20 protein-coding genes are annotated in these 24,701 nt (G+C 63.7%); 10 read left to right on the forward strand and 10 right to left on the reverse strand.

Features of this window, described 5'->3' with window-relative positions:
• Positions 1–5: 5 nt before the first annotated feature.
• A protein-coding gene (locus RBL05_RS03830) for an IS3 family transposase (RefSeq protein WP_308740573.1) occupies positions 6–1,294 on the reverse strand; the annotation gives its coding sequence in 2 pieces (ribosomal slippage) (positions 6–1,021 and positions 1,021–1,294; 1,290 coding nt in all).
• Here RBL05_RS03830 and RBL05_RS03835 point away from each other — a divergent pair.
• The 3 genes from RBL05_RS03835 (at position 1,293) to RBL05_RS03845 (ending at position 4,696) form a co-directional block, all read left to right on the forward strand.
• Positions 1,293–1,880, forward strand: coding sequence for a helix-turn-helix domain-containing protein (locus RBL05_RS03835; protein WP_308740572.1), 588 nt, complete (start codon positions 1,293–1,295; stop codon positions 1,878–1,880). The two genes, RBL05_RS03830 and RBL05_RS03835, sit on opposite strands and share 2 nt — an antisense overlap.
• Before the next feature lie 103 nt (positions 1,881–1,983).
• The gene (locus RBL05_RS03840; RefSeq protein ID WP_036340952.1) at positions 1,984–3,009 is read left to right on the forward strand and encodes a hypothetical protein; all 1,026 of its coding nucleotides are present in this window, start codon (positions 1,984–1,986) and stop codon (positions 3,007–3,009) included.
• A gap of 313 nt (positions 3,010–3,322) precedes the next feature.
• On the forward strand, positions 3,323–4,696 hold the full coding sequence (locus RBL05_RS03845; RefSeq protein WP_318604081.1) for an ISL3 family transposase: 1,374 nt from the start codon (positions 3,323–3,325) through the stop codon (positions 4,694–4,696).
• On the opposite strand, the gene RBL05_RS03850 is transcribed toward RBL05_RS03845, so the two are convergent.
• The gene (locus RBL05_RS03850) at positions 4,613–5,008 is read right to left on the reverse strand and encodes a TetR/AcrR family transcriptional regulator (protein ID WP_164509702.1); all 396 of its coding nucleotides are present in this window, start codon (positions 5,006–5,008) and stop codon (positions 4,613–4,615) included. The two genes, RBL05_RS03845 and RBL05_RS03850, sit on opposite strands and share 84 nt — an antisense overlap.
• 171 nt (positions 5,009–5,179) lie before the next feature.
• Between RBL05_RS03850 and RBL05_RS03855 the strand changes: the two genes are divergently transcribed.
• From RBL05_RS03855 to RBL05_RS03865, 3 genes are all read left to right on the forward strand, one after another.
• Positions 5,180–6,469, forward strand: coding sequence for an IS256 family transposase (locus tag RBL05_RS03855; protein ID WP_125106307.1), 1,290 nt, complete (start codon positions 5,180–5,182; stop codon positions 6,467–6,469).
• 84 nt (positions 6,470–6,553) lie between these two features.
• On the forward strand, positions 6,554–8,161 hold the full coding sequence (locus RBL05_RS03860; protein WP_164509703.1) for a carboxylesterase/lipase family protein: 1,608 nt from the start codon (positions 6,554–6,556) through the stop codon (positions 8,159–8,161).
• A gap of 230 nt (positions 8,162–8,391) precedes the next feature.
• Positions 8,392–9,642: an IS256 family transposase gene (locus RBL05_RS03865; protein WP_125106309.1), complete on the forward strand. Its 1,251-nt coding sequence runs from the start codon at positions 8,392–8,394 to the stop codon at positions 9,640–9,642.
• Between the two features lie 269 nt (positions 9,643–9,911).
• On the opposite strand, the gene ychF is transcribed toward RBL05_RS03865, so the two are convergent.
• Positions 9,912–11,006 (reverse strand): redox-regulated ATPase YchF, encoded by a 1,095-nt coding sequence (gene ychF, locus RBL05_RS03870; RefSeq protein WP_125106310.1) that lies wholly within the window; start codon positions 11,004–11,006, stop codon positions 9,912–9,914.
• 130 nt (positions 11,007–11,136) lie between these two features.
• Positions 11,137–12,462: an ISL3 family transposase gene (locus RBL05_RS03875; protein WP_308739197.1), complete on the reverse strand. Its 1,326-nt coding sequence runs from the start codon at positions 12,460–12,462 to the stop codon at positions 11,137–11,139.
• A 307-nt stretch (positions 12,463–12,769) separates the two neighbouring features.
• Between RBL05_RS03875 and RBL05_RS03880 the strand changes: the two genes are divergently transcribed.
• A complete protein-coding gene (locus RBL05_RS03880) occupies positions 12,770–13,339 on the forward strand; it encodes a BCCT family transporter (RefSeq protein WP_125106311.1) in 570 nt (189 codons plus the stop codon).
• On the opposite strand, the gene RBL05_RS03885 is transcribed toward RBL05_RS03880, so the two are convergent.
• Positions 13,330–14,703, reverse strand: a complete 1,374-nt coding sequence (locus RBL05_RS03885; RefSeq protein ID WP_240796069.1) for an ISL3 family transposase — start codon at positions 14,701–14,703, stop codon at positions 13,330–13,332. The genes RBL05_RS03880 and RBL05_RS03885 overlap by 10 nt on opposite strands.
• 174 nt (positions 14,704–14,877) lie before the next feature.
• On the opposite strand from RBL05_RS03885, the gene RBL05_RS03890 reads away from it, so the two are divergent.
• Positions 14,878–15,060, forward strand: a complete 183-nt coding sequence (locus RBL05_RS03890) for a hypothetical protein (RefSeq protein WP_058630940.1) — start codon at positions 14,878–14,880, stop codon at positions 15,058–15,060.
• A gap of 101 nt (positions 15,061–15,161) precedes the next feature.
• Here RBL05_RS03890 and RBL05_RS03895 read toward each other — a convergent pair whose 3' ends face one another.
• The 4 genes from RBL05_RS03895 to mobF all read right to left on the reverse strand — a co-directional run bounded on the left by RBL05_RS03895 (position 15,162) and on the right by mobF (position 22,196).
• On the reverse strand, positions 15,162–16,100 hold the full coding sequence (locus RBL05_RS03895; RefSeq protein ID WP_127434961.1) for a sce7725 family protein: 939 nt from the start codon (positions 16,098–16,100) through the stop codon (positions 15,162–15,164).
• Complete coding sequence (locus RBL05_RS03900) at positions 16,087–16,956, reverse strand: sce7726 family protein (RefSeq protein WP_127434960.1); 870 nt, start codon at positions 16,954–16,956, stop codon at positions 16,087–16,089. The genes RBL05_RS03895 and RBL05_RS03900 overlap by 14 nt, the downstream gene beginning before the upstream one ends.
• Positions 16,953–18,491 (reverse strand): SIR2 family protein, encoded by a 1,539-nt coding sequence (locus RBL05_RS03905; protein ID WP_080695011.1) that lies wholly within the window; start codon positions 18,489–18,491, stop codon positions 16,953–16,955. Before RBL05_RS03905 ends, RBL05_RS03900 begins: the two co-directional genes overlap by 4 nt.
• 144 nt (positions 18,492–18,635) lie before the next feature.
• A complete protein-coding gene (gene mobF, locus RBL05_RS03910) occupies positions 18,636–22,196 on the reverse strand; it encodes a MobF family relaxase (RefSeq protein WP_231728764.1) in 3,561 nt (1,186 codons plus the stop codon).
• A 333-nt stretch (positions 22,197–22,529) separates the two neighbouring features.
• Between mobF and RBL05_RS03915 the strand changes: the two genes are divergently transcribed.
• Positions 22,530–23,069: an ArsR/SmtB family transcription factor gene (locus RBL05_RS03915; RefSeq protein WP_052001286.1), complete on the forward strand. Its 540-nt coding sequence runs from the start codon at positions 22,530–22,532 to the stop codon at positions 23,067–23,069.
• Positions 23,070–23,077: 8 nt separating this feature from the next.
• A complete protein-coding gene (locus RBL05_RS03920; RefSeq protein WP_235188202.1) occupies positions 23,078–23,941 on the forward strand; it encodes a M23 family metallopeptidase in 864 nt (287 codons plus the stop codon).
• 3 nt (positions 23,942–23,944) lie between these two features.
• Here RBL05_RS03920 and RBL05_RS03925 read toward each other — a convergent pair whose 3' ends face one another.
• Positions 23,945–24,577, reverse strand: a complete 633-nt coding sequence (locus RBL05_RS03925) for a DUF1345 domain-containing protein (protein ID WP_052001289.1) — start codon at positions 24,575–24,577, stop codon at positions 23,945–23,947.
• Positions 24,578–24,701 lie beyond the last annotated feature (124 nt).

Below are 24,701 nucleotides of genomic sequence, written 5' to 3' on the forward strand. Positions count from 1 at the left end.
TGCCGCTACTTTGCGGGTTCGGGCTCCCGGGTGAGGGCCTCGTTGTGCAGCGTCTCGAACTCTATCGGGGTGAGCATCCCGAGGGTGCCGTGGAGGCGGCGGTTGTTGTACCAGTCGACCCAGCCGGCGGTCGCGAACTCGACGTCCGCGAGGGTCCGGTAGGGGCCGGCGTGGAAGACGGTGGTGCGGATGCACTCGGTCTTGTAGAGCCCGTTGATCGTCTCCATCAGCGCGTTGTCCAAGGCGTCGCCGACGGTCCCGATCGACGGGGCGATGCCCTCGAGGGCGAGATGCTCGGTCAGTCGAATGGCGGTGTACTGAGTCCCAGCGTCGCTGTGATGGATCAAGTTCCCTGGTGAGACCGGGTTTCCTTCCCTCTCGCGGTTCCACAGCGCGATGCGCAGCGGGGTCATGACCAGGTCGACCTGCTTCGAGGTCGAGGCGTGCCAGCCCACGATTCGCTGGGCGAAGACGTCGACGACGAACGCGACGTAGACGAACCCCGCCCAGGTGCGGACGTAGGTGAAGTCGGTGACCCAGACCCGGTTCGGAGCAGGGGCGGTGAAATCGCGATTCAGCAGGTCACCGGCCCGTTTCCCGTCCGGGCCGGGGATCGTGGTGCGGACCTTCTTCACTCGCCGGATGCCCTCAAGACCGAGGGTCCGCATCGCCCGGTCCACCGCCCCGCGGGAGGTGCCGGCCAGGCCTTCCTGGCGGCGGAGCCGCGCGACCCACTTCCTACGTCCGTAGAGGCCCTCGGGCGTCATATGGACCTGCCCGGTGGCGGGGTTGATGGTCCAGGCGAGGTCGCGGATCTTGTCCTCGACCAGGGCGTCTGTGACGGTGCGGGCCGCGATGCTGGCCGGCTTCTTCCAGGCCCGGTAGGTGCGTGCAGCGATCTTCAGGCCCTGCTGGCGCGGGACGCGGAGGATCGGCTCGACTGCATAGCCCTCGGCTCTCATCTCGTCGATGAACGCGCAGATCAGCGGTTGTGGGGGCCGAGCTCCCCCGCGAAGAAAATCGAGGCGCGGCGCAGGATCTCATTGTCCTCCCGCAGCCGCTTGTTCTCGGCCTTCAGGCGCTTGACCTCTGCAGACTCCTTGGTCGTGATGCCGGGGCGGGTCCCGTCGTCGACCTCGGCCTGCGCGAGCCAGCGCCGCACGGACTCCCGCGAGACACCTTCCTGCCGAGCCACTGCGGTGACGGCGGCGGTCAAGGTGGGGTACTCCTGGAGGTGCTCCCTGACGAGCCGCACGCACCTCGCGCGCAGCTGGGGAACGATCTTCTTCGGCATGCTGTCCATCCTCTCGGACTCAAACAGCAGCGGCATCAAACCTGGGCCGATTCAGCTCGCGAACTGCGCCGACATCTACGCTCGCTGCGACGACACGAACCGGCGGCTCTGCAACCAGGCGTTCTTCACCAAGGTCTACATCGACGAGGACAACGAGCTGCGCGTCGAGCACAACCGGCCCTTCGAGATGCTGCTCGACCCGCAGGTCAACGCCAACGCGCTGACCTGGGCCGCAGATACCGACAAGGCCCGAACCTCCACCAACATTGAAGTTGGCAAGGGTTCGAGCCTTGTGCGTGGTGTGGACGCGGGTGGACTCAAACCGAACACCTGGCAGCGATTGGAGCGGCTGAGTTCCGCGTGGAATCAGGCGAAGCTCGTGCTCGGCGACCAGCCGGACGGCGCAGCTGACGATGAGCCGGGAGTCGTCGTGAACCCTAGGAGACGAGCTAGAACACCCCTCACGGAGAGCCAAGTGGACGCTATCCGAACAGCCCGCGCGAACGGTGAGAGCGTGGTCTCGATCTGTCAGCGGTTCAACGTGCATCGGATGACCGTCTGGACGCACACGAGAGACTTGTTCTGACGTCCCCTTGTGCTGCACACTCCGAGGTGACCGTGCACGAGCTGCGGCACACGAGCGTTGCTGAGTCCGGAGGCCTGTCGGCTTCACTTGCGATAATGGCACCGTGAAGTTTAAGCGCCGCAACCTCGAAGCTCTTGCTGACCTCATCGTGGGCAACACGGGCCGTGACGACGCGGAAAATGAGGACGAAGCCAAGTACTTCCCCTACCGGTCCAGCATGTACATCACCTCGTTCTTCCAAGAGCTGGAGACTGAGTACCAGCATGACGGTTCCACTCGCCACCGCTGGGTGGCAGATGTGCTGGAACAGATGCTGGCCGAACCGCACGACGGACCCAACCGCCCGCCAGAGATCTTCTGTCGCCTCATCGATCAGCTGATGAGCCCGGCCGATCGTCTCAACGAAGGGTCAGACCGTCCTCGGGCGCTCGCGCAACTCAACGAGGTCCTTGGCCGCGAAGGTTTCGAGGCATTCTATGGCGAAGACAACCACTGCTATCTGCGTCATGTCGGCACCCAGACCGTGACCATCCTTGCCACCAACCCCCACCGACCCTTCAGCAAGGCTGAGCTGGAACGGCGGCAACTCCTGACGGCGTACCTCAACGAGTGCAGCGAGGATGACCTCATCGAGGAGGTGCTACTCCCGATGTTCAGACAGCTTGGCTACCACCGCATCACGGCTGCCGGGCACAAGGATAAGGCTCTGGAGTACGGCAAGGACATTTGGATGCGATACACCTTGCCGACGCAGCACATTCTCTACTTCGGAATCCAGGCGAAGAAGGGCAAGCTCGACGCTTCGGGGGCAACCAAGACGGGTAACGCCAACATGGCTGAGATCCACAACCAGGCGCTCATGATGCTGGCGCACGAGATCTTTGACCCCGAGACCAATCGTCGCGTCCTGGTCGATCATGCCTTCATCGTGGCGGGCGGCGAGATCACCAAGGCGGCGCGCAACTGGCTCGGCAACGCACTCGACGCCCACAAGCGCAGCCAGATCATGTTCATGGATCGCGACGACATCTTGAACCTCTACGTCGTCGCAAACCTACCGCTCCCAGAAGGTGCGTTGCCGCCAACGCCAACCAGTCCGTGGTCCACGAACGCCGAGACTCCGTTTTGAACCGCGACGGCGTTCGCCAGCGGCATCGGTGCGACGAAGGCAAGTTGACGTACGCTGCCAGCCTCGCCCGGCTAGCAGAATCGAGGAAGGAGTGCGATGAATAGTCACTTTCAAAAGGCAGGTGAGTTCCTGCGAGATACTGCGCAGGAGTCTGCTCGACAGGTATTAAGCGATCATCGTGATGACGGCCACATAAGGGGTTTTACTGGCCATTCGCGGTTAAGCGTGGAGGTGTCGTGAGTCAAGGGGCTCGCGCCCTTGTTGGATGATGGGTTCTGCGAAGAATCACATCGTCTACCGAAGGACGCGAGCCATGTTCCAGCCTACGGGCACTGACCTGTCCCTGCCCACTGCCAGCAGCACTGCCGAGCTCTTTCGGGATCCGGCCTCGGTGGTGTTCAACCTCGACGGCTACCAGGTGCTCTCAGCGTGTGATCTGCCGATGGGTGGCCGCCGGGTCATCGCCGCGGCCAACAGCAGTGAGGCGGCCTGCCCTGACTGTGGGGTGATCTCGGCCCGGGTGCATCAGCGCACCCGCCAGAAGGTCAAAGACCTCGGCGTCGGCGGCAAGAACATCGAGCTGATAGTCATCAAGCCTCGGTTCCTGTGCACCGAGGTTGCCTGTGCTCGGCGGACCTTCACTCAGGTCACCAGCCAGCTGCCCTTCCGTGCCCGGTGCACCGCCCGGTTGAAGGCCGCCGCTGTCGAGTCGGTGCTGGATGAGGGGATGCCGATCTGGCGGGCTTGTGCCCGTCACCGGTTGGGCTGGGCAACGATCAACGCCGCAGTAGTAGCCGATACGCTCACTATCCCTGACCCGGACCTGGTGCCGGTGCGGGCGCTGGGGATCGATGAGCACCGCTTCGCTCGAGCGAAGTGGTTCAAGCACCCCGAGACTGCTCAGTGGTGCCGGGTCGAACCGTGGATGTCGACCTTCGTCAACGCCGACACCGGCAACATCCTCGGCGTCGTCGACGGCCGCTCCAGCGCGAACATCACCCGCTGGCTGAAGCAACGCTCCCAGGCGTGGCTGGAGCAGCTGCAGGTGGTCGCGATCGATCCCTCCAGCGCGTTCCGCAACGCCGTACGCCAGGTGCTGCCGGCGGTGGAGATCAGCGTTGATCACTGGCACGTAGTCCGCCTCGGTAACCAGATGCTCACCGAAGTCCGTCAACGAGTCACCCGCGAAGTCCTGGGCCGCAGAGGCCGCAAAGAAGACTCCGTGTGGGCTCACCGGATGCTGTTGCTAAGAGCCGGAGACCGACTCACCGATGCTGGGCTGCACCGGCTCGAAGAAGTCCTCGCCGACGCCGACTTCGAGCAGGTCGCAGCTGCCTGGGCAGTCAAAGAGCGCCTGCGGGCCATGCTGGCCGCCAAGGACATCCCAGCAGCCCAGAACGCCCGGATCGACTTCGAAATGGCGGTCACCGCCGCTGACATGGTCGAGACCGATAAGCTCGCCGCCACGGTCGCGAACTGGTGGACCGAGATCAAGGTCTTCGTCCGCACCCAGGTCACCAACGCCAGGACCGAATCCGCGAACACCGGGATCAAACAGATCAAGCGTACTGGCCGCGGATTCCGCAACCAGAGGAACTACCAATCACGTATTCTGGGTACCAGCGTCAGGCAGACACGCCGACGCCGCAGGATCCCCCACCAACAGGGACTCCACGCTCAACGGTGAATAGCCGGCATACTCGTCCAGATCGACTTCATGGTCGAACAGGAAGTTCAAGGCGTACTCCGTGGCACTGATACCGGTCACTTCAGCATCAGCAAGACTCGGCGGCGCGTAGCGCTGAAGGATCCGGGTCCGGAACAGCGCGATGAGGTCAGCCCGATTGCCGACATAGTGCCGAATATGGCTGCGACTCATTCCGCTCTCGGCGGCAACCTTCTCCAGGGTGGTGCCATTTACGCCGTTGCGGGCGATAGAACGACCGGTCGCAGCAAGGATCGTCGCGATCCGCTCCTCCGCCAGACTTGGACGCCCCACAACCACTCCTCCCTTTTGTTTGTCATTAATGACAATAGAGCAATGATCAGAACCTGTGGATGGCCCTCGGCGGGGTGACGTGAAAGTGGCGTACCTCCCGAGCAAGATCTGAAGCCCATACAAGTTCTGATCAGGGTCGGCGTTGGCGCGCCGGCTCGGGAAGGTACGCCCATGCTCAAGGTAGTCCAGGAGAGCACCAAGTCCAACGTCGACGCGACCACCGTTGGGGGTGGGTCGCTGCTGGATGAGATCGTGCGCGATGGCGCCAGGCAGATGCTCGCGGCCGCGCTGCAGGCCGAGGTCGCCGCCTACATTGAGCGGTTCATCGAGGAGGTCGACGAGCACGGCCACCGGCTCGTGGTGCGCAACGGGTACCACGCGCCCCGGGTGGTGACCACCGCCGCTGGTGCGGTCCCGGTCCGGCAGCCTCGGGTCAACGACCGGCGGGTGGATGAGGCCACCGGTCAGCGCAAGCGGTTCGCCTCGGCGATCCTGCCCGCGTGGGCCCGCAAGTCCCCGCAGCTGGCCGAGGTGCTGCCGCTGCTGTACCTGCACGGCCTGTCGAGCTCGGACTTCGCTCCGGCGCTGGAGCAGTTCCTGGGCACCGCCTCCGGACTATCGGCCAAGACGATCACCCGGCTGACCGAGCAGTGGCAGGCCGAGGCCGCCGCGTTCAACCAGCGGTCGCTGGCCGAGACCGACTACGTGTACGTGTGGGTCGACGGGATCCACCTCAAGGTCCGCCTGACCCAGGACAAGGTCTGCCTGCTCGTCATGGTCGGCGTCCGCGCCGACGGCACCAAGGAGCTCGTCGCGCTCGAGGACGGGCACCGCGAGTCCACCGAGTCCTGGGCAGACCTGCTGCGCTCGTGCAAGCGTCGCGGCATGGCCGCCCCCGTCCTTGCCGTCGGCGACGGCGCCCTGGGGTTCTGGCGTGCGCTGCGGGACGTCTTTCCCGAGACCGCCGAGCAGCGGTGCTGGTGGCACAAGATCGGCAACGTGCTCGCCGCGCTGCCCAAGTCGGTGCACAAGGACGCCAAGGCCGCCCTCGCCGAGATCTACAACGCGCAGGACCGCGAGCACGCCGAGGCCGCGGCGCAGGCGTTCGCGGCCGCCTACGGTGCGAAGTGGCCCAAGGCGGCCGCGAAGATCACCGAGGACCTGGACGTGCTGCTGGCGTTCTACGACTTCCCGGCCGAGCACTGGGTGCACCTGCGCACGACCAACCCGATCGAGTCCACGTTCGCCACCGTCCGGCTGCGGCAGCGCGTCACCAAGGGACCGGGCTCGCGCGCCGCGGGCATCGCCATGGCGTTCAAGCTCATCGAGTCCGCGCAACGACGCTGGCGCGCGGTCAACGCACCCCACCTCGTGGCCCTCGTCCGCGCCGGCGCCACCTTCGAGAAGGGAAAGCTCGTCGAACGACCCGAGGAATCAGCAAACCAGCAACACGTAGCGTGACACGCCGATCCACAGGTCTTGACAATTACTCTTATGACAATATACTATCAGCCTGTACGCGGTGAGCGACGGAGAGAGGAAACGATGGAAAAGATCCGCCAGGAGACCCCAGTGGTCGAGACGGCATATGGTCCGGTGCGCGGCACCGTCGAGGATTCGATATTGGCTTTCCGCGGCATTCCCTATGCCGCACCGCCAGTAGGTGACCGGCGGTTCAAAGCGCCTGAGCCCCCGGAACCATGGACTGAGCCGCGAGAGGCGACGCAGTTCGGCCCGGCCTGTCCCCAGGAGTACAGCGAGCTGGAGCTTCCGGAAGGCCTGGAGCTTCCGGAAGGCTCGCCCATCTCTGAGGACTGCTTGACCCTCAACGTGTGGTCACGCTCATTGGAGGGCAATGATCCGGTGATCGTGTTCATCCATGGAGGCGGCTTCGTCGCAGGATCGGCCAGCATTCCTTGGTATGACGGTGCAGACCTCGCCCGGCGCGGGGCGACGGTGGTCTCGATCCAGTACCGTCTTGGCCCGTTCGGCTGGCTCGATCTCAGCGACCTCGGCCCCGAGTACGCACAGAGCATGAACAACGGCCTGAAGGATCAGATGGCCGCACTGCAGTGGGTCCGGCAGAACATCGCTGCCTTCGGCGGGGATCCGCGGAACGTGACGGTCTCAGGTGAATCTGCTGGCGCGATCAGCATCTCCGCACTCATGGGAGCCCCGGAGGCTGATGGACTCTATGATCGGGCCATTCTGCAAAGCGGCACCGCCGGCACTGTAGCCTCCCGCAAGTGGGCCGCAGGCGTGGCGAAGACCTTCGCCAAGAAGGCTCGGGTGAAGAACCTGGCGGAGGTGCTCGAGCTCAGCACCGAACAGATGCTCCGGGCCGCATCGAAGCTGTACTCCTCCGAGTTCTTCGACACTGTGTTCCACCCGGTGGTCGATGGCGGGCTCATCCCCGAACTGCCGTCTGCGCGGATCGCCTCACCAGATGGCCCGAGCACACCGGTGATCATCGGGACCACACTCGACGAGGCCCGCTACTGGTACTACCCACTGCCTGTGATCCGACGACTCCCCTTGGTCTATTCGCGTCCCTGGCTGGAGGCCCTGGTCAGCGACCGCGCTGATGAGGTCATCGAGGCGTATCGGACCGAACGCCCGGATCTGACTGACTCGGAGCTGCAGCTGGCGATGATCGGCGACGTCGGGTTCCGCATGCCGGCGATCCGCATGGCCGATGCGCTCTCAGCCCGCGGCGTCGAGACCCACATGTACCTCGCGACCGTTCCGACCATAGACATGGACGGCGCTCTGGGCTCCCCGCACGCGGTGGAGCTTCCATTCGTCTTCGGCACCACCGGCGCCGCCACGACGTTCGTCGCCGACGATGCCGCCAACCGTCGCCTCTCCGAGCAGGTTCAGGATCTGTGGGTCTCCTTCGCCCAGGGGCAGACTCCGACCACCGCGGAGACAACCTGGACTCAGTACGACGAGGACACCAGGTCCACCTTAATCATGGACACTGACCTGCGCGTCGAGAGCGACCCATATCCGGCCGCCAGACAGGCGTGGGGCGAGCTGTCCTTCAACGGTGCCGAGCCCGGCTTGGAAGGCCTCACCCCATTCCAGTACGCCGGCACCAACACATACGACCCACGAGTCATCGGTGCTGTCATCGGATGGGGGCGGGTCTGAGCTGCAGGTGCAGTGCTGCTCGGTCTGGCGGCCGGGGCATTGCTGCTGGGGCGGCGTCTCTGGCGCGGGTGATGCCGGCGGCGTGGACGACGATCTGGTGCGTCCTGTGGAGTAGCGTCCGGGATAGTGGTGTACGAGCCTCGGTGAGCTGGCTGTTGGAATGACAGTGACGGCCACCGCGTGTTCTTTCGAGTGAACCTCTCACAGCACTCTCGAAAGGAGCCACGACGATGACCGTCACCCCTTCCAGTATCGACCTGAAGGCCCTTCTGGAGAAAGAGGTCCTGCAGGCCTCTCCGGACCTGATTCGGGAACTGCTGCAGATCTTCATCAACACCCTGCTCTCGGCCGAGGCTGACGCGGTCTGTGGGGCCGAGTACGGTGCCCGTGATGCATCCCGGAGCAACCGGCGCAACGGCTACCGGCACCGAGAGCTCGATACCCGGGCTGGGACCATCGATGTCGCAGTCCCGAAGCTGCGGGAAGGCTCCTACTTCCCCGACTGGCTGCTGGAGCGCAAGAAACGCGCGGAGCGGGCTCTGACCTCGGTGGTGGCCACCTGCTACCTGCTCGGTGTCAGCACCCGCCGGATGGACAAGCTGGTCGGCTCTTTGGGGATCACCAGCCTGTCGAAGTCCCAGGTCAGTGACATGGCCGCCGAGCTCGATGAGCAGGTCGAGGCCTTCCGCACCCGGCCGTTGGATGCCGGGCCCTACACCCTGGTCGCCGCAGACGCGATGGTGATCAAGGTCCGTGAGCATGGGCGAGTGATCAACGTCCACGCGCTGATCGCTACCGGAGTCAACAGCGACGGATACCGTGAGATCCTCGGGGTCCAGGTCACCTCTGCTGAGGACGGAGCCGGATGGCTCTCCTTCTTCCGCGACCTGGTCGCAAGGGGCCTGTCCGGGGTCAAGCTGGTCACCTCTGATGCCCACCCCGGGCTGAAGGCCGCGGTGGCCGCGACCCTGCCTGGGGCAGCCTGGCAGCGGTGCAGGACCCACTACGCGGTGAACCTGATGAGCATCACTCCCAAGCAGCAGTGGCCAGCAGTGCGGGCGTTGCTGCACAGCATCTATGACCAGCCCGGCCCTGAGGCCGTCCATGCCCAGTTCGACCGAGTCGTTGAGGACCTCGATGCCAAGCTGCCCAAGGTCGCTGACCACCTCGCCGCCGCCCGGGAAGACATCCTGGCCTTCACCGCCTTCCCCAAGGCCATCTGGCGCAAAGTCTGGTCCAACAACCCCAACGAGAGACTCAACCGCGAGATCCGCCGCCGCACCGATGTCGTGGGGATCTTCCCCGACCGCGACTCCATCACCCGGCTGGTCGGAGCGGTGCTGGCTGAGCAGCACGATGAATGGGCAGAAGCCCGCCGATACCTCTCGCTGGAAGCCATCGAAGCAGCCCAGGCCCTCGAGCCCACCAGCAGTCAGGAGGTGAGCACCACAGAGCCCACCCTCGAAGCCATCCCCGCCTGAACACACCCTGAAACGAGAGCACACCGCGAACACGACTCATACACCACTACTCAGGACTTGACCTCCTGTGGGGATCGAACCCACAATCAGCGGGTCAAAAGTCGCAGCACCTTGGGTAGCACCCTGGCTGCCTACCCAGGAGGTACCGAACACACCCACACAGTACCTACCCTCGGCTACCAAACCAGCCAGAACAGCAGTGTGAGGGAATCGAGGCAGTCTTCCAACCGCCACCATTCAGCATCACTGCTGTAATTCTGCGTAGGCAGTCAGCGCCGCCCAGAGGTTAATCCGCTTTTGAACTCGACCACGTCGCCGTCCTTCATGACGTAGTCCTTGCCCTCCAGGCGGACCTTTCCGGCGGCTTTGGCCTCGTTCATGGAGCCGGCAGCCACCAGATCATCGAAGCTGACGATCTCGGCCTTGATGAAGCCACGCTGGAAATCAGTGTGAATCACACCAGCCGCCTCCGGCGCTGTCGCGCCCTGCGGGATAGTCCAGGCGCGTGTCTCCTTCGGGCCCGCCGTCAGGTAGGTCTGCAGCCCCAGGGTGTTGAAGCCCACGCGTGCCAGCTGATCCAGACCGGACTCCTCCTGACCGTTGAGCTCCAGCATCTCGCGGGCTTCCTCCTCAGAGAGATCCACCAGATCAGACTCCAGCTTGGCGTCAAGGAACACCGACTCAGCCGGTGCCACCAGATCCGCCAGCTCCTTCTGACGCTCAGGAGAACCCAGCACACCCTCATCTGCGTTGAAGACATAGATGAACGGTTTAGCGGTCAGCAAGCTGATCTGCGCCAGCTGATCCATATCCAGTGATGAAGCCTTGGAGAACACCGTCTCCCCCGCCTCCAGCACGGTCAGCGCCTCCCGGTAAGCATCCAGGGTGGCCTTATCAGCCTTCTTACCCGAGACCTGCTTCTCCAACTTCGGGATCGCGTTCTCCAGGGTCTGCATATCAGCCAGGATCAGCTCAGTGTTGATGGTCTCCATGTCAGAGGTGGGATCCACCTTGCCGTCCACATGGATGACATTCTCATCCTCGAAGACACGCACCACCTGAGCGATCGCATGAGCCTCACGAATATTGGCCAGGAACTGGTTGCCCAGACCCTCACCCTCGGAGGCGCCCTTCACAATGCCGGCGATGTCCACAAAAGACACCGTGGCCGGAAGGATCTTCTCCGAGCCGAAGATCTCGGCCAGCTTCCCCAACCGCTCGTCCGGCAGGTTCACCACGCCCACATTGGGTTCAATGGTCGCGAACGGGTAGTTCGCCGCCAGGATCGTCTGCCGGGTCAGTGCGTTGAAGAGGGTCGACTTACCCACATTGGGGAGTCCCACGATTCCGATAGTCAGTGCCACGATCCCCTAACCTACCGCGGGAGCCCCCGCTATGCCGAGTCCAGTGTCCGTTCCACCGATTCCCGTCTCGGAGCACCCTGTGCCAGTATGAGGTGATATTGCCCACAAATAGGACCCGTTATCGGGCTCTTCAGAGTTGAGTGTGGGGTGAGGCGTCGAGGCCGCCGGTGATGAGGAGCATTCGGAGGCGGTAGTGCTCGAAATTCCGGAAGCCGCGGGCGGTGCGGCGGCCGAGCTCGATGAGCCCGTTGACGGCCTCGGTGCCGCCGTTGCTCGCGCCGTTGGTGTCGAAGTAGGCCAGGAACGCTGTCCGCCAGCGGCGCAGAGTCTTCCCGAGCCTGGCGATCTCCGGGATCGGGCAGGACGGCAGGGAGGCGATGAGCTCCTCGGCGAGCTGTCGCCCTCGTGCGGGTGTGGGCTGGTGGAAGACGTCGCGGAGGTCTTGGGAGCAGTGGTAGGCGACCTCGACCGCGACATGCTCGGGATGCGCCGCGAACGCGCTGGCCAGCCGAGTCTGCTGGCGCGGGGTGAGGCGTTCGCGCCCCGCGCGGAGGATGTGGCGGATGCCGTAGAGGGGATCTCCCTTGCGGCCGCGGTGGCCGAGGGTCTCCTGCTGGATCCGGCGGCGAACGTCATCGACCGCCGCCCCGCCGAGCTTGACGATGTGGAAGGCGTCCAGCACGCAGGTCGCATCTTCGAGCTGGTCATCGATCGCGTTCTTATATCCCTGGAACGGGTCCAGCGTCGCGATCTCGACCCGCCGTCGGAACGTCTCGCCCCGCTCGTCCAGCCAGTCTCGGTAGGCCTTGCCGGATCGGCCGGGGACCAGGTCCAGCAGCCTGGCGGTGGGGTGGGGTCCTCGGGTCAGGTCGACCATCCCGGTGAGCTCCTTCGGGCCGCGCCGGCGCGGGTCGCGGTGGTGCCAGATGTGCTCGTCCACGCCCAGGACCTGCACTCCCTCGAACCGGGACGGGTCGTTCGCAGCCTCGATCAGGAGTGGTCGGACCTGGGACCAGACCGTGTTCCAGGTCGTGCCGAGCTGACGAGCAAGGCCCTGGATAGTCGCTCCCTCGCGGCGGAGCTGACCGATCGCCCAGCGGATCGCGCGCGTGCTCAGCAGGCCCCGCGGAGCGCAGACCTCCGGGTCCTGCTCCACGAACGAGACCACCTCGCAGAGGCCCTCGTGGCAGATCCAGCGGCGCTTGCGCCACCGGATCCGCACTGGACGGCCCGCCCAGGGCGCATCGATCACCTCGACCATCACTCGGCCGTGACCAGCGGCGATGACTCCGCAACCAGGGCATCCGGCCACTGGATCGCAGGACTCGACCTCGAGCACCAGGCCCGTACGGCCCTTCACCACCGAGGCCAGATGGAGGGTGGGGAAATCGAGGAGAAGATCGCAACGGTCGCAGCGGCCGAGCGCGTCAGAGCAGGCGCACGTAGAGTTGGGCATTGTCGAGGTCCTTGAGATTAGCGGGGGTAGAAGTCCGCTCATCATCGAGGACCTCGACGTCTATCCCCAGCTACCCGACGCCACCGGCGCGCCCACACTCAACTCTGAAGAGCCCGTTATCGTCTTGCTCCTTTCCGCGTGACTATGCGCCACAATCAAGAATCCGCCCCCTCCTAATTCGCGAGTCTCACTTCAGATTCGAAATAACGTAGGGATGTTTTGTGCACAAGCATGTTTGGTCCGCGCAAGGCTGCCCCGTCAGCCGTGCGCCTGACTGACGAGGTAAAGAACTGAAAGGTAGAAAATCATGGCAGCTGCGTCTGCAGTCTCCAAAGTGAATTGGCCGGTGTTCATCGTGTCCGCGGTGCTCATCCTGGCCTTCACGCTCTGGGCCGCCCTTGCACCGGGCACCGCCTACACCACGCTGGAAACAGCGTTCACATGGCTCAGTGAGTACCTGGGCTGGTACTTCATTCTTACGGCGGCGATCATTGTCATCTTCGTACTGATCGTGGCATTCTCACGCGTCGGTAAGACGAGGCTTGGCCCCGACCACTCCAAACCCAAGTTCAGCCTTTTCACCTGGGCCTCCATGCTCTTCGCCGCCGGTATCGGCGTAGACCTGATGTTCTTCTCCGTAGTTGGTCCCGCCACGAACCTGCGAGTAGGCCCCGGAGCAGCCGAAGGCACCCTCCAGGCCGCTGAAGAGGCTGCCCTGTGGACTATGTTCCACTACGGCATCCCAGGTTGGGCGATGTACGCCCTTACCGGTATGGCATTCGGGCTCTTCGCCTATCGCTACCACCTGCCGCTGTCTATCCGCAGCGCGCTCTACCCCATCATTGGCAAGCGTGCTAAAGGGGCTATTCACCGTTGAGCGTGGAGCCCTTGTTGGTGGGGGGTCCTGCGGCGTCGGCGTGTCTGCCTGACGCTGGTGCCTAGGATACGTGATTGATAGTTCTTCTGGTTGCGGAACCCGCGGCCGGTGCGCTTGATCTGCTTGATCCCGGTGTTCGCCGACTCGGTCCTGGCGTTGGTGACTTGGGTGCGGACGAAGACTTTGATCTCGGTCCACCACTTCGCCACCGTGGCGGCGAGTTTATCGGTCTCGGCCATGTCAGCGGCGGCCACGGCCATTTCGAAGTCGATCCGGGCGTTCTGGGCTGCTGGGATGTCTTTGGCGGCCAGCAGGGCCCGCAGGCGCTCCTTGACCGCCCAGGCAGCTGCGACCTGCTCGTAGTCCTCATCATCGAGGACTTGCTCTAACCGGTGGAGTCCGGCGTCGGTGAGTCGATCTCCTGCCCGGAGTAGCAGCATCCGGTGAGCCCACACCGAGTCCTCTTTCCGGCCCCGCCGGCCCAGGACTTCGCGGGTGACTCGTTGGCGGACCTCGGTGAGCATCTGGTTACCGAGGCGGACTACGTGCCAGTGATCAACGCTGATCTCCACCGCCGGCAGCACCTGGCGTACGGCGTTGCGGAACGCGCTGGAGGGATCGATCGCGACCACCTGCAGCTGCTCCAGCCACGCCTGGGAGCGTTGCTTCAGCCAGCGGGTGATGTTCGCGCTGGAGCGGCCGTCGACGACGCCGAGGATGTGGCCGGTGTCGGCGTCGACGAAGGTCGACATCCACGGTTCGACCCGGCACCACTGAGCAGTCTCGGGGTGCTTGAACCACTTAGCGCGGGCGAAGCGGTGCTCATCAATCCCGAGTGCTCGTACCGGCACCATGTCGGGGTCGGGGATGGTGAGGGCATCGGCAGTGACGGCGGTGTTGATTGTTGCCCACCCAAGCTGGTAGCGGGCGCAGGTTCGCCAGATCGGCATCCCCTCATCCAGCACTGCTTCGACGGCGGCTTCCTTCAACCGGGCGGTGCACCGGGCACGGAAAGGAAGCTGGTCGGTGACCTGGGTGAAGGTCCGCCGAGCACAGGCGGCCTCGCTGCAGAGGAACCGGGGTTTGATGATCACCAGTTCGATGTCTTTGCCGCCGACGCCGAGGTCTTTGACCTTCTGGCGGGTGCGCTGATGCACCCGAGTCGAGACCACCCCGCAGTCAGGGCAGGCCGCCTCGACGCTGTTGGCAGCGGCGGTGACCCGCCGGCCGCCCAGCGGCAGATCACAGGCTGCGAGAACCTGGTAACCGTCCAGGTTGAACACCACCGAGGCCGGATCCCGAAAGAGCTCGGCAGGGCTGCTGACAGTGGGCAGGGACAGGTGTGGGCCCGTAGGCTGGAACATGGCTCGCGTCCTTCGGTAGACGATGTGATTCTTCGCAGAACCCATCATCCAACAAGGGCGCGAGCCCCTTGACTCACGACACCTCCACGCTCAACCGCGAATGGCCGTTTTACTAGCGCTGCTGGTATAGCCTTGCGCCGAATTCAAGAGAAGCTCGATGCGTACAGAGAACAGATGAAGGGTCCAGGTCTGTCCAAGTCTGAGCAAGCGAACTACGCGCAACTGGACGAACTGAAGTCTGAGATCGAGGCGGAATGCGACCGCTACTGGCGAGGCAGCGGCATCGACTGGAGACCTCTAAAGCCGGTCGCCAAGGGCGTCGTCAAGCGAGCCGACGAATCACAGTCTGATGACTGAAGTGATGTCTCACTTCTAGTTAGGAAGGCTGGGATCCTCGTGCAAAGTCGTCCGCTCGTATCTCCGTGCCCTCTCCGACTGGAGTCATACCGACACGAAATCTAGATAATTGCGTCCTGCATGACCAACATGTGATTCATGATCGACAACTCCTTGACCTTGCCAAGCCCGGGAAAGTGCTGACGCTGATACAGATCGCGGAACCCGTCGATTCCTAGGTTTGTTGGGAGCGACCTTTCGTCAACGAAGTCGATGAGCTTCTCAAGGGCCTCGAAGAACTTCCCAGCCGGGTCATCCTGAGTCTCGTTGCTGTCAGAGCAGAAGTGCTTCAGGCGGACAACATCACCGGATTCATATGTGAAGTGGATAACCACCGCATAGGCAGGCCCGCCGCCGGATTGAAATCCCCTTCCAAGCGTGAGGAAATCGCTGACGCCGAGGTAGCCTGCGCTCTTGTAGCCGGCAACGCGAGTGCTGAAGATCCCCTCTTCACGGCCGACGTACTCTCGATTGCGCGGCAAAGCAGGAAACGGGTCATTCGCCCAAACCACCGGAAGGCCTCCGAGGGGAAGACCATATGACGCCGGGACCGTCCGATCTTCGGCAATGTTCCATCGAACTCCGTGATACGTCGCACCTTGTAGGGTCACGGAGAGATCCAGTTCATGAACGATGTCGAGTGTGAACTCGTGTCCAGCACCCCTGGCCTCACTGATCCAACGTGACATCGCCGCGTGATCAGCGTCAGCATTGGAGAGGACCGCAAGTCCGTGGTGCTTGAGAAGATCATTCTCAAGGTAGTAGTCGCCAAGCCCTCTCCAACTACCCTTCGAACGTAGGTCACCAACCGAGGGGTTAAGGACGAGGTCACAACTGCCTCCCTCGTCGGCTATCGCTCCCAACCTCCGCGTGAAGAGGTCGTTTGGCGCGGCCACCGGCTCGAGAACCGGTACGACACGCGAAGATGCAGCAAAACTTGAGGCGCAGTTACGCACGGCGAAGACCTCATGCTGTCGTGCCCTCAGCCTAGGCATATACATTTGCCACCTCCTGGTTCATCCAATCTTGAAGACTGGATATCTGCTGTCTCGTCGGATCAAGCTTTAAAACGGCGGGCCGCACCGGTTCGGGCAATTTAGCGATCAATGTACGGCCAGCCCGCGGCTTCCGCGCTCTCAGCTGATCGGCTACCGCGTTGTGGAAAATCAGCGGGTCCAGATCTCGGGAAGCTGCTAGTGCGTATGAGAACACCCGCGTGTTCGGGAGATCGGGAACAGTAGAGCCAAGAGCAGACAGGACTCTGAGATACTCTGCGCGACGAAGTGACCGCATTAAGACCTCTGAGTCAAGGTATTCACGGCTAAACTCCGCGTTGCGGACAGTCTCCACGCGACCGTTCACATTAAGCCAGTGAAGACCAACAGTCTCGAACTCCCGGGCAGCGAGCAGTCGTTCCACTACGCGCTTTGATGCCATAACAGACACCAAGGGTGCAATTTTCCGGTAATCGTGTAGTTGGCTATCGAGTCGGGAAGTGTTGTCGAGGTCGCTCTTGATCTCGACGGCGTGCAACGAGTCTGTCACGGCCAAGAAGTCGACGATGGAGCGGCCGACCCTGAACTCCGGCAGAAGGATGCCGTCGCTCCACGGGATCATCTGACCGAGAACGGCTCTACGGTAGACGAGATCGTTACGGTAGTGGCGCGAAAGCCATCGGTCGCAACGCCAGATCAGTGTTCGAACGGTGGATGCGCCAATGGCTAGACCACTCTCAACAAGACTTGAAATGGTGCGATTCGCCAACTTCGATGCCGGGCCGTCTCGCATCGCTGAGCGGAGAACGGGAGCCGAAAGCAATGCCGAAGCCGCTGCCGCCTGGCTCTCTACAACGCTCATGATTTGGCCTCGTTCGGGGGTCCGTACATCAGCCAGTCGAGAGTCACGGCCAACTTGGCGTACTGCGTGAGGTAGTAGGACTGCTGACGATAGCTTCGGTTGTTGTTCAGGTACTCTCGCAAGCCCTCACCGTCGCGGGTCTCGTCGAGCAACGACCAAGGGTGGCCAAGAATCCAGTCCTCTCCTTCGCGATCGAGCACGTCTTGAAAGGTCACACCATCCGGGAGAGAGCGTTTTCCCAGGTTCTTGGTTTCTCGGGATATATAGGAATGAATCTTGGATGGGACCTCAAGCTGCGGCAGCAAGCTCCCCGCCTCGTCAAGGAATCCACCTTGCCGGAGATGCTTCCAGTAGGGCACATACCAGTTGCTAGCGAAGGAACTCCCGAACGCCTCCGATATCACCTGGTCACTGGGAAGCCCACGGTCTGGCGAACCAAGCACATCATCAACGAGGTCCCAGCGAGATAGGCCAATGATCCCTTTAACAGTCATCTTGGCACCAACACCGAACACCACGTCGAGTTGATCCGAAGCTGACTCAATGTCGGAAACCTGCACGAGTCGACCGTCAGGATCGTTGCTCTTCACCAGTTCGTAAATCTGATTCTTGAGCTGACGTAGAACACGAGCCGGAAGCGCCCTCTCCTTGATTCCTAGCGCTCGAAAGACGTCGATGAAGTCGGGGACAACAATCTCAAATGCCTCGATTTGACCACCTTCGATCTGCACAGTTCGAGAGCGAATCTCTGGGGAAGCTTCCGAGTCCCAGTTGACGAAAAGTAGGCGCTCCTTAAGCTTGCTCGCGTTGGTGCCACGCATCGCCTTCACCAGCGAACGAAGTATCTCAAGTACGTTGTTGTCACTCAGGCTGTAGCCAAGGAAAACGATCGGGTGCTCGACGAAGAAGGTCATCAGCTTGGCGGCAAGGTACGCATCTCGCTCTTGAAAGTCCTCGTAGTCCTCCCCCGTCAGAACGAGTGAACGCGGCTGCTGCGAGGACCCGTGAATCATGTAGATTTCCGCGATACCTTGTGGATCGGCAAACAGCAACTCATCTTGGCCAGTAAAGACGGTGTAGTCAGGGTAAACAACGGACATCAGCCTGTCGAAGTTGGTCGTTATCACTCCTTCGACGTTTGCGCTCTGCAGGAGCGAGAACTCGGAAGCGTGCTCGGCCGTCGGCTCGAATCCTTCAATCGCTTCTTCGAAATACCTTGCCACTTCGATCTTTAGCGCTGATGAGGGATCAGTAACCTCAGGACCATACCTGTCTCTCGAATCTGAGAATCGCTTATCGGACCACCACACCGAGTAAAACTCATTGGCCAGCAGTGAGGCAGTCTTAGGAAGATCGCCTGAAGCGAGGCCACGGTAGTACTCATACGGGTGGCTAGTAAATGCAGCAAAGTGTCTGAGGAGACCTTCCCAATCGGGCAGATCAGCATACCGTCTTGAAATCCCCGAGCCGATAAACAGGTACGGCGCAGCCATCGTCTTCAGATGAGAGCTGAGGAAGTCGTACGCGGTACCCATGCTACATAGGGTATCTTCCGGCGTCCTCCCGCGTAGTCGGTTCCGTGGTGACACGCCCGGCGGAGCAGTTTTCCACCCGCCACAACGTCGTCACCGAGTGGTTCTCCGCGTGGCGTGTCGTCGCGCGCCTGATGAGGTCGCGGGTCAGAGTCCACGTCGTGGTGTGTTGCCGACGGTCGACTGAGGTCCTCTGTGATCATCGTGTTGAGCACTCGCCTTGATGTGCCGCAACGCATGCTGACCGGCTCGGTACTCGGCCGCTTGGTCAGGGCCACGCACGATGTTCGGGTCGCCCAGCGGTGCCGGGCCGCTGACGTCGTATTGGTAGCGGTACAGCGCGACCGTGGCGGCGTGTGCTTCCCACCGCTCTCGCGCTTCGGGTCGTGAACTCGGCTGGCCGAGCCGCGCCACCCATTCGGCTCCCGCTTCTTGGGCGTCGTGCAGGAGTCCGCGCGCGGCAGCCTCGATCAGCGCCTGCCGCTCGGTGAGCGCGGTCTGCATGTCGTCTGCGATCGGCTCGGCAGGCGTGGAGATGAGTCCGGCAACTCGTACTGTGGTTCGTTTGCCGGGCCGGAGCTTCTGAGTGGCTTGGTCGAGCATGTCGGCCAGCTGCGCGGCGGGGTCGGCCTGGTCTTCGCCGGGCGTGAGTCTCGGTGCGAGCGCGGTGAGCGCGACGGCTGCAAGGTGGCCGGCTGCCTCGTGACGTGCGAGTGCGCTCTCCAAGCGCTCGTAGTAGGGGCTGGTGAACACGTCGTCGGCCACGTTCTCGGGGAACGGCGCGATGTCGAGCAGCGCGGCCCAGCGGTCGATCTGCGCTTCGCGGGCGAGCACGTCGTACTCGGCGAGCAGCGTGGACAGCGAGGCGTGACGGTCTACCTCGAGCGTCAGCGTCTCGGTCGCGGAGAGGTCGGCGTCGCTGCGCGCAAGCACCTTGGCAAGCCGGTCGATCAGGGTCAGCGGCTTCGGCTGGTCGAGATGCGGCTCGACCTCGTGCGGGTCAGGCACGATCACGTAGGCGTGGTTGCGGTGCTTACCGCGCGTCATCGCCACGTAGAACAACTCCCGCGACGAGACTTCGGGGTCAACGAGCGCGTGCGCGGTATCCACGCTGGCTCCCTGGGCACGGTGGACGGTGGAGGCGTAGCCGAGTTCGAGTTCCTCGCGCACGTACTTCGCAGGCAACACGAGCGCCTTGCCGTGGGGCTTGTCGCCGCGCCCCAGCCGCCGCACAGCGAGCGAGCCGTCGTCGTAGCGGTGCGTGACTTGCCAGCGATCACCGTTCTTGACCCATGCCCTGCCGGTGGACAGGCGGCGGTCGTTGAGCCGGGTGACGACGAGATCGCCGACGCCTGCGGTGGTGCCGTCGTGCAGACGCAGACCGTCGGCCTCAACCTGCCCGGTCTCGATGAGGTCGGCGCGGGCGCGCTCGTTGAGTTGGGCGACCATCTCGCCGGTGCCCGCAATCATCAGCGTGCGCAGGCCCGCGTCGCGGTCGCTGCGCCATGCTTCGTAGATCGCATTGAGCATGGCCTCGGCGTCACCGTCCGCCAGCCTGCCGCGCTCCTGGTACTCGTCGAGCGCATCGGTGCGTCCGTGTCGCAGGCCGAGGCTGGCGCTCTTCTCCCAATCGTTGGCGAAGCGGCGCACATCGGTGAGTTCGGGAACGCTCTGACGGTGTCGCACGAGCATCCCGAACGCCCCGCCTGTCTCGACCGCGCTCAGTTGCGCCCAATCGCCGATGAGGACGACCTTGGCTCCGACTTCGGTGGCGTGCTCGGCGATGCGATCGAGCGCGAGGGTTCCGGCAAGCGAGGACTCGTCCACAAGCACGAGCTGCCCGGCTTCGAGGTTCCAGCGTCCGTGATGGTGTTCGTAGAGGAACTTCGCGGTGTTCTCTGCTCGCACGCCGAGGGAGTCGCCGAGCACTTCGGCGGCAGCTGCCGACGGCGCGAGGCCGATCACCGAGTCGCGTCCGTACGCGGCTGTCCATGCCCGGTGCAGAGCGCGTAGCGCGGTGGTCTTGCCGGAACCAGCGGGGCCGACCAGCAGATCGAGGCTCAGCCCGGAACGGGCGATGCGGGTGATAGCGACGGCCTGGTCGGGGTCGAGCCGAACGCCCCTGATCTTGCGAGAGGTATGCCGCGCGACGAGCCGCGCCGTCAATGCTGGCCCGCCGGTGCGCTGGCTGTGTGCGAGTAGGCGCTGCTCGGCGTCGAGGATGTCTTGGCTGGAGTACGCGATCTGATCGACCGGCTGGAACCTGTTGCCCTCGCTCTCGACGTAGTGGGCGGGTAGGGCGCGGTGGTAGTCGGGGGTGAGCCGCAGCGATTCGGCTTCGGCGTGCGCGACGATCTGGTCGAGCACCTGGAGACGGTCGTCGGTGGTTGCGAACCGGACGCCCATGATCTGCCGCATGGTCTCGGCGTGCAGGTTGAAGCGCCCCCAGGTTGCGCGCCGGTTCGCCACGCTCATCAGCACCACCGAGGCGAGATCCTCGATCTGCTCCAGCCCGAGATCGTCCGCGCGCAGCCGGGCTTCGGTCGCACCCCGGTCGAGCAGGTGCTGCGCCCAGGTGGGTGCGTCCTCGCCGAGCACGACCTCGGCACGCGCCCGCCAGTCGGTGGTGAGGTCGGCCAGCGAGTGCAGTTCTTTCTCTGGTCGCGTCTCCAAGGTCGCCTGTTGCCGGAGCTTCGCAATCGTCGCCGCTGAGGGTTGCCTGCCGTGCTCGGCGACGTACTGCTCGATCAGCCGGTTCTTGACCTGCTCGATGCCCGCCCCGCCGTCGCTGCCGCCGGTGGTGCGTCGGGAGAACTCCGCGATCAGCGCCGCCGGTACGCCTTCGATCTCCCATCCGGTGTTGCGGTCTTTGCCCCGGTCGACGGGCACCCACGTCACGCCGAGCAGCCGCGCGGTGTGATCGGTGAGGAAGGCGTTGTACGACTCCGAGAGAGCGACAGCGGCCTTGTGCAGTCGGCGGGAGTCGAGGGTGCGCCAGCGCCCATCTACGCCCTGCACCTTGTTTGACACCACGACGTGCGTGTGTAGTTGCGGGTCGGCGGCTCGGGAGTCGTAGTGGTCGAACGCGGTGGCGATCACGCCCACGATCGGCATCTGCGCGATACCGCCCGCACCGACGCGGGTTGCAGCGACCCGCTGTTCCAGCAACGCGATCGTGTCGCGCATCGCGGCGTGATGCGCCTGCGCAATCAGGGCTTGCGTGCCCGCGTCGGCCACGCCCCAGATCGCGCTGACCGACTTCGGTGGGGAGAACGTCAAGTCGAACCCTGCAACGGCGGTGCGAGGCTTCTTCGCAACCTCTCCCTCACGGATGCGCTCCACAGCCTCGGCCCGCGCCGCGCCACGCAAGCCGGGGTCGAGGCGTGCAACGCGCGCCGCAATCCGCTCGCGTGGGGGTTGCAACGAGGGGAACCTCTTGCCGAGCTTACCGCCAGTGACCGGATGGATGCCGTCACCGAGCAGTCGGGCCAGGTGTTCCTCAGTCACCGTGTCGCCCTCGGCCAGCGCCGGGGTGCGCCCGTCGTCGAGGCTCATCAGGCCGGTGCCGACCCAGGTTCCGGGCGGGCAGCCGGACTCGGTGTAGTACCGGGTCAGCGGGCTGCTCATCTCCCGGTCGCCGTCGCCGACGACGACCGATTTCAGCAGGTACTCGTAGCCCTTGCCGGACGACATGACACGGATGGTCATCACCACGACGGCCCCTCCCCGAGACCGTCACATCAGGGGCGATCTCGGGGGTTAGGTGCGCGCGCAGCGCGCGGCTCGCACTCTTAGTGCCAGACGTGTGGGGGAATCTGAGGGGCGGTCAAGGGAGCGGGAGCGCGGAGGCCCTAGCGCTGGGAGTCGTAGCCGGGGCTGGGCTGACCGGATACGTTCCGCTCTCGCCCTCTGAGTGCCTGAGCCGCGTGACGACAACGACGGCGAGCGGTGGCACTGACTCGCTTCGTCGAAGGGATGCGGCAAGTGAGAGAGGAGTTCCAGAGTTAGTACGGAAGAACGATATAGCGTACTATCGTGCTTATGATCAAGCCTGGTGAGGATTTGAGAGCGGAGCTGGAGGCGCTGTCCGAGCGCATGGCACGGTTGGAAGCGATGGCCGAAAGCCCCGATCGGGCGCGTGATTCTTCACCAATCCTGGATGAGGAGCAGTTCTGGGCTTTGACGGGCTTACAGTCCCAGCTGAACGATCACCCCTCGACAGTCGAGGGGGCGGTCATGCTGGTGGGTTCGCTCAAACTGCCGGATGGTACGCCGGTAGCGTGGCAGCAGGCCGCGGGCACCGCGGGTATTTGGGAGACGGAGTGGTCCGATCAAGCCGCGGCATTCTCTGCGCTCGGGCATCCTGTGCGACTGGAACTGCTGCGCCATATCCTCTCGGGCACGCACGCGACGGCTGATCTTGCCGAGGTTGCGTCTCTCGGCACGACCGGACAGCTGCACCACCATCTCCGGCAGCTTGTCGCAGCGGGCTGGGTCAAGCAGAGCGGTCGCGGGAATTACGAGGTGCCCGCGGCGCGGATCGTGCCGCTGCTGGCCTGCCTGGTGGGGGCGGGGCGATGAAACGAGCAGTGCTGGCGCTGTACCGCGTGCGAATCCCGCTCTACTACCTCGCGGCAGTGGTCCTCATCGGCAACGCAGTCTTGGGGCGCTTCATGAGTGCCGGAGGTGTTCGTGAGGTGTGGCTCGCTGCTGTGTTCGCCGCTCTCGCACTTGCCGGTCTCTGTCTGATGCTGGTGTTCCTGGCACCGCGACTACTCCCGGACTCTCCGGTCCGGGTGGTCGAGCCACCAGTGCGAGGCCGGTGGTTGGGGATGAATAGTCCAGCCTCGAAGGTTCCTAGCCACGGTGTGAGGGCCTATGGGCAGGCTTATGCCATCGATATTGTCGCCGACCCGGTGGCTGAACCGCGCCCGGAGTTCGGTGGCGCGATGATGCGGCTACCGAGTGCGTATCCTGCGTTCGGTGAGCCCGTATTCGCGATGGTCGACGGGGAGGTCGTACGCGCTTCAGGATGGCGCAGGGATCACCGGGCCCGCTCCAACGGTTGGGGCATCGTCTACATGATGATCGAGGGCATGATCCGCGAAATCGGCGGGCCAGGGTTCGTCATCGGAAATCACGTCACCATCCGCAGTGGCGATGGCGCATACGCGACTGTCGCACATCTGCAGCAGGGATCGCTGACCGTGAAGGTCGGTGACCGGGTGACTGCTGGCACGGTCATCGGAGGCTGCGGGAACTCTGGCAACACCAGCGAGCCGCATGTGCATGCGCAACTCATGGACCGCGCCTCACTTTGGACCGCACAGGGCCTCCCGATGAGCTTCTCCGGCATCACGCTCGACAACCATCCCGAGGCCGTTGACGCGCTCCCAGCGAACGAGCAGCATATGACAGCGACAGGAGAGCGCCACGAAGCATTGCCACGTTAGGTGTTAGGAAGCCACGGCGTGTTGGAGGACTTGGAATGCGACGGCGACGACAAGGGCGTTGTAGAAGAAGGAGACCACGCCGTGGATGAGGACGAGTCGTCGAGCGGGGAGGGTTTTGAGTGTGGCGTCTGAGGTGGCGAAGGATGTTCCGATGGTGAAGGAGAAGTAGAGGTAGTTGAGGAAGACGGGGCGGTCGTTGCCGGGGAAGGTGATGGCGTCTTGGTCTGAGGCGATGTCGGTGGCTTCATACATCTGCGCGAAGCCGGTGTGCAGGAGTGTCCAGGACAGGACGACACCGATGGATGCGGCGACGCCGAGCAGGGCGTCGTTGTGGATGCCGTCGCCGCGGGCGATCAGGGCGAGCACGGCGGAGTTGACGCCGGCGAAACTGGAGATGAGGGGAAGAACCCACGACCATCGTGCGACGGCGCGGACGTCGCCGCGGGAGACTCGGGAGGGGCGTTTGCCGCTCCAGGCGAGGGTGAACCCGATAGCGAGGTAACCGGTCGCGAGTGCTTCCCAAGCGATCAGCGCCCAGAGTTCGCTGGAGACCACGTAAACGAGGCTGGCGACGATGATGCAGATTTCTGCGACCGCGCCGACCCAGAACCCTCCGCGGGAACGTGTACGTGCCATCGGCTCCTGCTTTCGTGTCGGGTGGCGTGGTCGGTCTGCCGGTGTTCGGCGACGATCGCGTGCCGTAGGCGGGAACGGGCCGATGCGACCCATTGTCCCATCGAGGGTTCCGGGCTTGAAGTCC

The sequence above is a fragment of the Brachybacterium sp. GU-2 genome (assembly GCF_030866705.2).
Lineage (GTDB): Bacteria > Actinomycetota > Actinomycetes > Actinomycetales > Dermabacteraceae > Brachybacterium > Brachybacterium conglomeratum.